The organism is Planktothrix sp. FACHB-1355, assembly GCF_014748295.1.
Classification (GTDB): domain Bacteria; phylum Cyanobacteriota; class Cyanobacteriia; order Cyanobacteriales; family Aerosakkonemataceae; genus Aerosakkonema; species Aerosakkonema funiforme_A.
In genome coordinates, this window is the sequence record NZ_JACJUP010000189.1 from 1 (window position 1) to 8,138 (window position 8,138).

5 protein-coding genes are annotated in these 8,138 nt (G+C 41.9%); 2 read left to right on the forward strand and 3 right to left on the reverse strand.

Annotation, left to right across the window (positions count from 1 at the left end):
• The coding region (locus H6S82_RS10860) for a HAMP domain-containing protein (RefSeq protein ID WP_242056901.1) at positions 1-1,522 on the reverse strand (1,522 nt) is incomplete at its 3' end.
• 41 nt (positions 1,523-1,563) lie between these two features.
• Positions 1,564-2,454 (reverse strand): PhnD/SsuA/transferrin family substrate-binding protein, encoded by an 891-nt coding sequence (locus H6S82_RS10865; protein ID WP_190462903.1) that lies wholly within the window; start codon positions 2,452-2,454, stop codon positions 1,564-1,566.
• Between the two features lie 450 nt (positions 2,455-2,904).
• On the opposite strand from H6S82_RS10865, the gene H6S82_RS33945 reads away from it, so the two are divergent.
• The gene (locus H6S82_RS33945) at positions 2,905-5,940 is read left to right on the forward strand and encodes a DUF3616 domain-containing protein (RefSeq protein WP_190462905.1); all 3,036 of its coding nucleotides are present in this window, start codon (positions 2,905-2,907) and stop codon (positions 5,938-5,940) included.
• 665 nt (positions 5,941-6,605) lie between these two features.
• On the opposite strand, the gene H6S82_RS10875 is transcribed toward H6S82_RS33945, so the two are convergent.
• Positions 6,606-6,839, reverse strand: a complete 234-nt coding sequence (locus H6S82_RS10875; RefSeq protein ID WP_190462907.1) for a hypothetical protein — start codon at positions 6,837-6,839, stop codon at positions 6,606-6,608.
• A 387-nt stretch (positions 6,840-7,226) separates the two neighbouring features.
• Here H6S82_RS10875 and H6S82_RS10880 point away from each other — a divergent pair.
• Positions 7,227-8,138 (forward strand): alkaline phosphatase family protein (locus H6S82_RS10880; protein WP_191056218.1); only part of this gene is annotated, 912 nt, incomplete at its 3' end.

Here is an 8,138-nt window from a genome sequence, read left to right on the forward strand (position 1 = left end):
CCTGTTGTTTTGAGTTTTGTGGTTCTGACAAGGCATCAATAGCATTAGCCAGTATATTTAAAAATACCTGGTTCAATTGTGCTGGGTAACACTCAACTAAAGGTAGATCGCCATACTCTTTAATAACCTGAATACCTCGTTTCAAACGATTATTTAAAATTAATAACGTATTTTCGATTCCCTCATGAATATTAACTAGCTTCATCTCAGATTCATCCAGACGAGAAAAGTTTCGCAATGATAACACAATTGCTCTAATCCGCTCAGAGCCTACCTTCATCGATAACAGAATTTTTGGTAGATCGTCTATTAAAAAGTCTATATCTATCTCTTCAATTTTCTCTTGAATTGTAGGAATTGGCTCGGGGTAATGCTGTTGATATAAATAAATTAATTCCAGCAAATTGTCAATATAATTACTAGCGTGTTTGAGGTTGCCATAGATAAAGTTGACAGGGTTGTTAATTTCATGAGCGATGCCAGCAACCAGCTGTCCCAAACTCGACATTTTTTCAGTTTGAATAAGTTGAGCTTGGGTTTGTTGAAGTTCTTGGAGCGTGTTTGTCAGTTCTTGCGTCCGTTCTTCTACTCGCTTTTCTAGTGTTTGACGAGCTAATTCTAGTTCGTGGGTATATTCTCCGATCCATTGCACTAGCTGATTTAAGGAAGTTGCTAATAACCCTACTTCATCGTCTGTTGTAACTGGACTGCGAAGAGCAAAATTGGACTCCAAAACGATCGCTCTGGCAACTTGAGTTACCGCTTCTAAGGGACGAGCGATCGCACGACTGGTAATGAGTGCTAACGCTACGGCGATCGCCATTGACAGCAACATACTTGTCACAATAATTTGTCGCCTCAATAACTCGGCTTGTTCGAGCCGAGCGTTGGCGAAGCTCTGTTGGCTTGCGGCGATTTCTTTGAGTTTAGTTAAACTCTCTGAAAGTCGATCGAACTTAACACTTAGTTCTGTGGCTCTTTTGCTTCTGATAAAAGTCAATATTTGTTGCTGCGCTACTTGAATTTGTCCTGCTTGCAAGTTAGGTGGATCGATTTGTTGCCACAGAGATTTAATTAACTGGTTGTATGATTCAATATTAACTTCGTAATCTTTCAATAAAGCTGTTAAATCATCAGATTTTATTGCTAAGTTAATAGGACGGCTATTTAAAAAAGATTCAAATTCCGATAACAGTACCTTAACTCGCTCCACATCTCCCAAAAATTTGGCACTTTCGTAGTCAAACCAGATTGACTCTCCCAGTATCGTTACAAGCTTCTGGGGATGCGATCGCACTACGCCAACCGCATTTTCTAAATCGCTGAGGAGATGCTGCTGCCGATCGGCGATCTTTAATTGCTCTCTAGCCTGGTTTTGGTAGTAATCTCCAATTACTAGCCCAACAGTTGTTCCTAAAACCGCTATTCCAATAGCCAAGGAATAGCCATAGCCAATTTTTTTGGCTATACTCAAGCGAGGAATAATATGTTTGATAGCATCTTTGGTTAATAAAGAGTTCAAACTCAGCACGTTCTCCTAACCTACGCTTAATAGTTAGCTATCTACTGGATAAAATTCCCCTGTCCGATCGTTTTGTAAACTTCACGAACCATGTTGTAATCAGAATCATTTGCCGGAACTAATTTAGAACCTTTATATTTCCCCTCCGCAACCGACAAAAGACTTTGCAGCAACTTGTCTTTATTTTTAACCATCCGATCGCTAATTTCTGCAACCAAGTCATAATTTAACTTGCTATTGACAACAAATAGATCGTCGGGTAGAAGCGGCCCTTTTGCTATTATTGGCAATGTATTCTCAGACAAACCTTCATCCTGGAGAAATTTTTCACACTTCACGGCAGACCCTCCCCAAGCATCAACCTCGCCTTTCCTTAAGGCTGGTAGTCCCTTACTTCCCAACATCAATATCTTGAGGTCGGATTTAGGATTCAATCCAGCATCAATCAATAGTTTTGTTGGGCCGAGATGACCGCTAGTAGAACCTATCTCCCACATAGCAATTTTTTTACCTTTTAATTCCTTGACAGAACCAATCTTGCTGTTTGCTGAAACACAAATGACTGTGCGATAGTTTGGTCGGGTGATGCCAATCACAGGAACTGCATTTGTCCTGGCACGCATAACCACATATTCTGAAGGCCCAGTGAGAACGAAGTCCACCCGATCTGACTGTAATGCTGCTGCTGCTGCCACATAGCTTTCCACAGGAACAAACTCAATTTTCTTTTCTAATACCTGCTCTAGTGCTATCCGTAATTCTCCATAATCGCGCTCTAATTCTTCAAGGTTTTGAGCATCTGTGACTGTAAATCGAAGCTTTTGTAGGTAATTTCCCGTATTCTCATTGCTAACTCTACCATTAGAGGTTTTTGTGGCTGTACAGCCTGCAATTAAGAATAAGCAGTAATAGAAAAAGTGGCGACGTTTCATAATTTTTAACATGACTTGTTATAGAGGAAAGGATAGTAAATATGGAAATTATTATGAATTATAGCAATTTTTTTAAAGCAGACGAGCTTGAATTTTTCGCTTAAGATATAGATGAGCTTTAGCTTATATCAGCGGCTTTCTAAATATTAGTTCAAAATTTAACCTACTTTTAAACAGTTTATTACTAAAAGATAACCATATTTTAACAAAATGAAGCAGAGAAAGTTAGTTTACCAATCATTTAGATATCGATTTTAATTTGGATTCTCTTAATCTTAATTTGTATAGATTTAATGAATCTTCATATTCTTTAGATAAATATGATAATTTTAAATATAATTTTGTAAAATCTGAGACTATTGGTAGATGAAAAAGTGAAAATTAAAAACAGAAATTTTTGTTGCCGATGACAGGCAAAAAAGTTCACAAGATTACTAAAGGGAGCATTTCATGTCCGTATTGCTGAACGAGCTGAAGGTAAATCCGCCTGGAACAGACGATTATTACGAATATATAGAACTAAAAGGGCTAGCCAACGAAGCGTTGACAAATTTATACTTGGTGGCGATCGATGGAGATTTGGGCGATCGCGGCAAAGCCAAATACGTACTGAGCCTTGGTTCTCAAACTCTGGGCAGCAATGGATTTGCGATCGTTCAAAATGGGGGTTATACAGTTCCCGCTGCTACCAGAGTCATCACCGACACCCGGCTGAGCGGTTCTGGCGCTCTGGAAAACGGCTCTAATTCTTTCCTACTCATCAACAGTTCGATCTCTATTAACCAAAGCACAGATTACGACATCAATGATGATGGCATCTTGGAACTGCCAACAGGTGCCACCATAGTCGATGCTGTGGGATGGTCGGATGGCGACAGCGGCGACCTCGTTTACGGAGGCGTTTCGCTCACTCAAAGTTCTGGCACCCCAGACGCCGCCACCCGCTTTCAAACAAATAATACCGCTAATTCTGCTGCCGCTTGGTACAATGGCGACCTATCGGGAACAACAGCTAATTCTCTAACCTACGATCTGGCTACAGTTAGCGCCAACTTTCCCACAGGCGGCGCTTTAAGTCCGGGGAATTTAAGTTTTCCAAACCTTGCTCCTACTATTAGTGTTATTGCGCCTTTATCGGGTGTAATTGGCGATTCGACAAATCCCGGCGTTTCGTTTACCGTTAGTGATGCCGAAACCAACGCTAGCGCTCTAACTGTAACGGCTACCAGCAATAATGGCACAGTTGTTTCCAATGGCAACATCACGGTGACTGCGGGAACGGGGGGAAATCGGACTTTAAATCTCAACCCGCTAGGTGTTGGTTATGCCGATATTACCGTAACCGTAAGCGATGGTTCTGCCACAACACAAACAATCCTCAAATATGCCGCTTCCGCCGGAGGTGGTGGCAATACGCGATTCCATACTGGTGCAAGCGATGCCTCAACTGCGATCGCTCTAGATTCCAATATCATGCTCGTTGCTGACGACGAAGATCAAAAACTGCGTCTGTACGATCGCAATAACTCTGGCTTACCCATCAATCAATTTGATTTTACTTCTTCGTTAGGTTTAACAGATATTTCTGGCGGCGTACCGAGAGAAGTTGATATTGAAGGCTCTACCCGCGTCGGAAATCGCATTTTTTGGATCGGCTCTCACAGTAATTCCGGTACTGGCGGTTCGCTTCGTCCTAACCGCAACCGCATATTTGCTACGGATATTTCTGGTAGCGGTACTAGCACTACATTAAGCTACGTAGGTCGCTACGACAATTTGCGGACGGATTTGATTAACTGGGATAGCAATAATATTCACGGCAAAGGTGCTAATTATTACGGACTAGCTGCCAGTGCTGCCGTTGGCAAAATACCCGAAGCTAGCGATAGTTCTGGCTTCAATATTGAAGGTTTAGCAATGGCACCGGGAAGCACTACAACTGCCTATGTTTCCTTTCGAGCGCCGATCGAACCTACCAGTGTCCGCACTAATGCGTTGATCGTTCCGGTGACTAATTTTGATACTTTAGCAATGAGCTCCGGTGCAGCGGGTTCAGCCACATTTGGAGCGCCGATCGAACTCGATTTAGGAGGACGCGGTATTCGCAGCATTGAAGGTAACGGTAATGGATTTTTGATTGTTGCGGGTGCTGCTTTCAGTCCAGCCGGAGAAGCACCGAACGATTTCAGGCTGTACACTTGGAGCGGCGATCCCTCAGATGCACCGCAAATGCGAGATACCAATTTGACTGGGATGAATCCAGAGGGAATTGTCGAATTACCCAGCGGTTCAATTAATGCCTCCAATCAAATTCAATTAATTAGCGACAATGGCGATAATGTCTGGTACAACGATGGAATTGCTGCCAAAGATTTGACAGAAGATAATTTCCAGAAATTCCGCAGCGATTGGGTGACGTTGGGAAATATTGTCGCCTCTCCATTAATTAATGAAGTAAATGTCAATCCGCCTGGAACGGATAGCAATTACGAATACATCGAACTCAAAGGATTAGCCAAGCAATCGTTAGCTAATTTGTATTTGGTAGCTGTTAGCGGCAATAACGGCGAACGCGGCTTAGCTAAATTTGTGAAAAACTTAAATTCGCAAAGTTTTGGCAGTAACGGATTACTGGCAATTCAGAATGGTGGCTATACAGTTCCTACTGGTACTACTGTTGTCACCGATACTCGACTGAGCGGAATGGGATTTCTGGATAATGCCACTAACTCATTCCTGTTAATTAACAGTCCGACTGCGCTTACCGAAAACACTGACTACGACTCTGATAATGATGGTGTTTTAGAACTGCCAACAGGTGCCAAGATTATGGATGCTGTGGGGTGGTCCGATGGCGATAGCGGCGATCTCGTTTATGGGGGAGTTTCCCTCACTCAAAGTTCTGGCACGCCAGATGCAGCAACTCGTTTGCCGACAAATAGTACTCCCAATTCAGCTGCGGCTTGGTACAATGGCGATCTATCGGGTTCGGCTAATTCGGTTACTTACTCTAGCAGCCAAGTTAGCTCGAATTTTCCGACTGGAGGAGCTTTGACGCCTGGGGATGTAAATGTTCCTAATACCAGTGGCACTAGCAGTAACGATACTCTGACTGGAAATTCGCAGAATAACGTTCTGGTGGGACGCGCAGGTAATGATGTCCTACAGGGATTGGGAGGTAATGACTTTTTAGATGGTGGTGATGGGAACGATACTTTGTATGGAAATCAAGGTGCAGATAGCTTGATTGGCGGTGCGGGTGTCGATAAATTCGTATTGGCTGCTGGGGAAGGAACTGATTATATCTACGATTTCGTGGATGGAACGGATTTAATTGGTTTAGCTAATGGTTTAACTTTTAACCAATTAGAAATTACTCAAGATGGCACTGCTACGCGAATTAGTCTTGCCAGCAATCATCAAATTTTAGGATTTTTGTTGGGCATACAAGTTAGTGCGAGCGGCGCAGCAGACTTTACATCATAAATTTGGCTGTGCTAAAACCTGATGTAGAAGATATTCAATACATCAGGCTTTAAACCTTGTCTATTAGATTTAATCGGATTAGCTGGTGGTTTGACGTTTGAACAGTTGTCGATCGCTCAAGAAGGCAACACCACTTTGATTCGTTTAACTAACAGTAATAATGAAATCATTGTTTCACTTATTGGAGGGCAAGCTGCTAACATTAACGCAGCAGATTTTGTTATTAGGTAATCCAATTTTCAATTCATCATCGAAATGGTTTAGTTAAGTAAAAACCCTAGCTGAACTATTTCGAGATGAACTTTAAAAAAGCAGCCAGTCGTTCCCTTATACTTCTTGCCTGGAAATAGAAATATTCTCTCTAAACTAAATCTGGCGGCGATAGTTAGTAGATTCTATGTAAAGATTCGATAAAGTTTACATAAAAGCTTTAATCCTTAGCCTCTACTTAACGTAGCAGTGAGAAATTAGTTTTAGGGATCCGAAATTTCACGCAACCCAACCGTAACTTTACGGTATTTTTGTGCTTGCATAGTGGTTTTTCCACGCCATGAGTAATTTTGCGGATATCCTTGGCGATCGCGCGGAGCGCAGCACTGGAAGCGATCGCGAGTTTTTGACTCAATCAATTTTATTTCACTCAACTTGAATCTATGTCTACCACTTTAATTCCGGGTGATATCGCCATTGTCGCTAGCAACTTCTGCTGCTACGTCTGCATACTGGGATAAGTAAAAGTCGGTATTAAAAAATGCACTATGATCTCGTTTTTCAAATTGTCCAAATTTTGTAAAGTGTTCAAATCCACTACCAACAACGCGATTGGTAACTGCCTGTGCTACGTCTGGGTTAAGTGTAAGGTAGTATTGTTCATCAAACAGTTTTCCGATGTCCAGCATAACTCCTCAGTTTCTAACAAAAATTTAATTACCAATCAAAGGCGTGCAAATTACACCCTGCTAGTAACAGAGAATGTTTTGGTTTTAATCTTACTTGCGTTAGTATACATATAACTGTGCCTTAAATATATATCGCAGGTTAGAAAAATCAATACTTTTTGGTTATAAAATAACAATAAATTTAAAATTAAATTAACCCTTTATTAAGGTCTAATTAACCAAGGCATTTAGATAGGGACAATAAAAATAAAAGAATATTTCTTAACCATCTCTTTAATAAAATGGATGCGCTTTTTAATCTTTAACAGTTAAACTCAGGCGTGATAAGAAACACAAAACCGAAGAGAAACGGACAGGAAAGGCTACGTCAAGAAAGAGGTAAGGGCTATGAGTCCCAAAATCATTTTGATTTCGCTCGACGGTGCAACAGCATCGATAGTCAGTTCATACCTCGATAACGGCGTACTGGAAGCAAACAAAGGTTTGGGTTTGCTTAGAAGCAAAGGCGTAGCAGCAGCAAACGAGACAATTACGCCATCGCTAACCGCTCCCAGCCATATTGCGATCGCTACAGGTTCTACAGCAGCCAACAACGACATCAACGCCAACAGTTTTCACCTAGTCGCCAGTCCCTTCAACCAAAATGTCAGCGGTTTTGTAGCACCGATCGGCGGCTACTCGGTTGGTATTGATGGCCCTGTTGAAAGCGAAGATCCTACAGCCGAACCATTATGGCTCGACTTGCGAGCAGCTGGTAAAAAAGTTGTCACCGCTACCTTTCCCGGCGGTGATGGAATCGATATCCGGCTTAACCCGAACGATCCGAACAGCCCCATCCTGCAATCAAAAGAAGCCAGAACTGTAGACTACACAGTACCTTTTGGTGCATTTGGCGGTGTGGGGGCAAAAGGATTTAACCTTAGTGCTGCTGATTTCGCTCCTGCTTCTGGGGCAATTGTTAAGCAACTCACTGCCGCAGGTAAAGCATCTTTCAGCCCCATTCTTCAAACCAAAACCTCTCTAGACCGATTTAGCGTTGCTGGCATTAACTACGATATTCAAGTTGCAGCTTTAGACACTACTAACGATAACCAAATTAATTACGCTACTTTAGCAATTTTTGATGTTAATTCCGGCATTAAACCTACCCCTTTTAACCTTCCTGCAACTGGCCCTGCTTATATTAAAGCTGGCGATAATACTTCTAAACCCTTTTATTTAGAAGGCACTCCTAACAAAGCCGGAACAGCTTTTTATGTGAGTAATTTAGCACCCGATCTTTCTACTGTGCGAATTGCT